The organism is Microbispora sp. ATCC PTA-5024, from assembly GCF_000511135.2.
Taxonomy (GTDB): domain Bacteria; phylum Actinomycetota; class Actinomycetes; order Streptosporangiales; family Streptosporangiaceae; genus Microbispora; species Microbispora corallina.
In genome coordinates this window covers 201,704-204,147 of sequence record NZ_KI866522.1, presented here as the reverse complement: position 1 = coordinate 204,147, position 2,444 = coordinate 201,704, and the positions used below count along the sequence as shown (strand labels likewise).

Below are 2,444 nucleotides of genomic sequence, written 5' to 3'. Positions count from 1 at the left end.
GGACGTCCCGGCCCTCCAGCAGTCCGGCGACGAACCCGGCGCAGTACGCGTCGCCGCAGCCGGTCGTGTCGACCACGGGCACGTCGAGCGCCGGGACGGTGGTCGCGCCGTCGGCGGTGACGACCAGGCTGCCGGCCGCGCCGAGGGTGACGAGCGCGCCGCGCAGGCCCTCGGCGACCAGCGCCGCGGCGGCCTCCTCCGCGGTGGCGGCCCCGGTCAGCATGAGCGCCTGCTCCTCGTTGGGCAGCAGGTAGTCGACGTGGGGCAGGAACGACCGCACGGCGGGCATGAGGTCGGGCATGTTCGACAGCAGGTCCATCGTGACGATCGCGCCGTCGCCGCGGATCTTGTCGAGCAGGGCGAGGAAGGCGGGGTCGTGCAGGCCCCAGGTCACGTCCATGCCGCCGAGGTGCACCACCTTCGCGGCGGCGATCCGGTCCTGGTCGAGGTCGGCGAGCGACAGCCCCAGGTTGGCCCCCGGCACGTGGAACGAGGGCCGGCCGCCGTCCGGGCGGATCGGCAGGATCGAGGCGGCCGTCTGCTCGCCCGGCTTGCGGACGACGCCGCCGACGTCGACGCCGCGCCTCTCCATGATCATCAGGAGGAAGTCGCCCAGCTCGTCGTCGCCCACGGCGCCGAACGACGCGACCGGGACGCCGATCTTCGCGAGGTCCACGGCCGTGCCGGCCGCCGCGCCCGCGGCCGTGATGCGGATCTGCTCAAGCAGGTGGGTGTCCTGGCCCCCGGGAATCGACTCCACGGGCCTGGCCAGGACGTCGACGATGTGCACGCCGACCGTCGCTACCGTCATGTGCGGATAATAGACGGGCGACCGACTAAAATGTCAACCAAACGGGGAGGTGGGCGCCATGCCGAAGATCGTCAACCACGAGGAGCGCCGGGACGAGGTCGTCGCCGCCGCGCGGCGGGTCATCCTGCGGGACGGCATCGAGGCGGCCACCACGCGCGCCATCGCCAAGGAGGCGGGCTACTCCAACGGGGTCCTCACCCACTACTTCGCCGACAAGGACGACATCCTCGTGTCGGCGCTGGAGGCGTCGCACCGGCGCATCGCCGAGCGCCTGCGGGAGAAGCTGGCGGGCCTGACCGGGCTGGCCGCCCTGCGGGAGGTGCTGCTCGACAACGTGCCGCTGGACGAGGAGCGGGTACGCGAGACCGGGCTCGAGGTCGGGTTCTGGGGGCGCAGCCTGACCAGCCCCGGCCTGCTGGAGGTGCAGCGGCGCGAGGCGGCCGAGCTGCGCTACGTGGTGGTGAGCCTGCTCCGCTCGGCCGCCGCGGCCGGGGAGATCCGGGCGGACGAGGACCTCGGCGACGCGGCCGAGCGCCTCCTCGCCCTCGTCGACGGCCTCAGCGTGCACCGCCTCCTCTACCCCGATCGCGTGCCCGGCGACCGGCTCGAACGGCTCATCCTGCGCGAGCTGGACCTCCTGGCGGCCTGACCGGCCGCCACGCGCCCGCCGCCCGCCCCGTGGCGTACGGGCCGGGCGGCGGGGGTCAGGCGGTGCGGTGACCCTCGTAGCGCATCGTGCGGGACACGCCGACCCGGACGGTCGTCCCGGGCAGGATCGGGACAGGCTCGTTCGGCGGGATGTCGTAGAAGTTGGGGTCGCCGGGCGGCTGGATCTGGGTGCCGTTCACCGAGCCCAGGTCGAGCAGGTTGACGTCCCAGTTGTCCAGGAACACCCTCAGGTGCCGCCGGGACACCGAGCCGTCCGGGCTGGTGACCTTGGCCGGGCGGGCCTCGCCCGCCTGCACCTCGGGCGCCCGCTCGGGGTCGCGGCCCAGGACGTAGTCGCCGTCGAGCGGCAACGCCATGCCGTCGTCGAGCAGCAGCACCCCGAGCTGAGGCCGCGGGCCCTTGTACGGCACCACCGCCCGCTGGTCGATCGGCACGCCGCAGATCGCGCAGTACGGCGCTCGCGGGTCGTTGAAGTGGTCGTTCTTGCAGTCGACGCCGTACACCATGGGCCGCTGCTCGGGCTCGGGCGTGGCGTCGAGCTGGGTCACCTCGCCCGGGTCCTGGTCGGCCGGGGGGCCCTGCTCGAACGACGGCCCCTGCTCGAACGACGCGCCGGGGTCGAACGGCGGCGGGCCGCCGAGGTCGTGCAGCGGTCCCCTGTCCTCGCCGCCCGGCCGGTCGTCGCCGTACTGGCGGCCGGCACCGCCGTACGGGCTGTCGTGGAGCGGGTCGGGAAGGGCGTGCGGGCCGGAGACGGGACCCGGGACGGGCTCGGCGACCGGAGCGGGGCCCTGCGCGCCCTGGGGCCCGTGGAGGCCGAGCGGGTCGTGCGGCCCCTGCTGGTCGGGCGGCGGGGGGAACAGCGGCCCGGAGGGCCCGCCCAGGCCGGGGTCGGAGGGGTACCCCGGCGGAGGCGGCAGCGGCTGCGAGGGCTGGGAGTGGTACGGCGGGGGGAGGGCCGGTC

General features: G+C 74.9%; 3 protein-coding genes. 1 reads left to right on the top strand and 2 read right to left on the bottom strand.

Annotated elements, in window-relative coordinates:
* Positions 1 to 811, bottom strand: an 811-nt coding sequence (locus MPTA5024_RS39170) for a carbohydrate kinase family protein (protein WP_084369593.1), incomplete at its 3' end; no start/stop codon positions are given.
* Positions 812 to 869: 58 nt separating this feature from the next.
* On the opposite strand from MPTA5024_RS39170, the gene MPTA5024_RS00885 reads away from it, so the two are divergent.
* Positions 870 to 1,460, top strand: a complete 591-nt coding sequence (locus MPTA5024_RS00885; RefSeq protein WP_036318710.1) for a TetR/AcrR family transcriptional regulator — start codon at positions 870 to 872, stop codon at positions 1,458 to 1,460.
* A 55-nt stretch (positions 1,461 to 1,515) separates the two neighbouring features.
* On the opposite strand, the gene MPTA5024_RS39165 is transcribed toward MPTA5024_RS00885, so the two are convergent.
* Positions 1,516 to 2,444: FHA domain-containing protein (locus MPTA5024_RS39165; RefSeq protein ID WP_157099390.1), on the bottom strand; the 929-nt coding region annotated here is incomplete at its 5' end.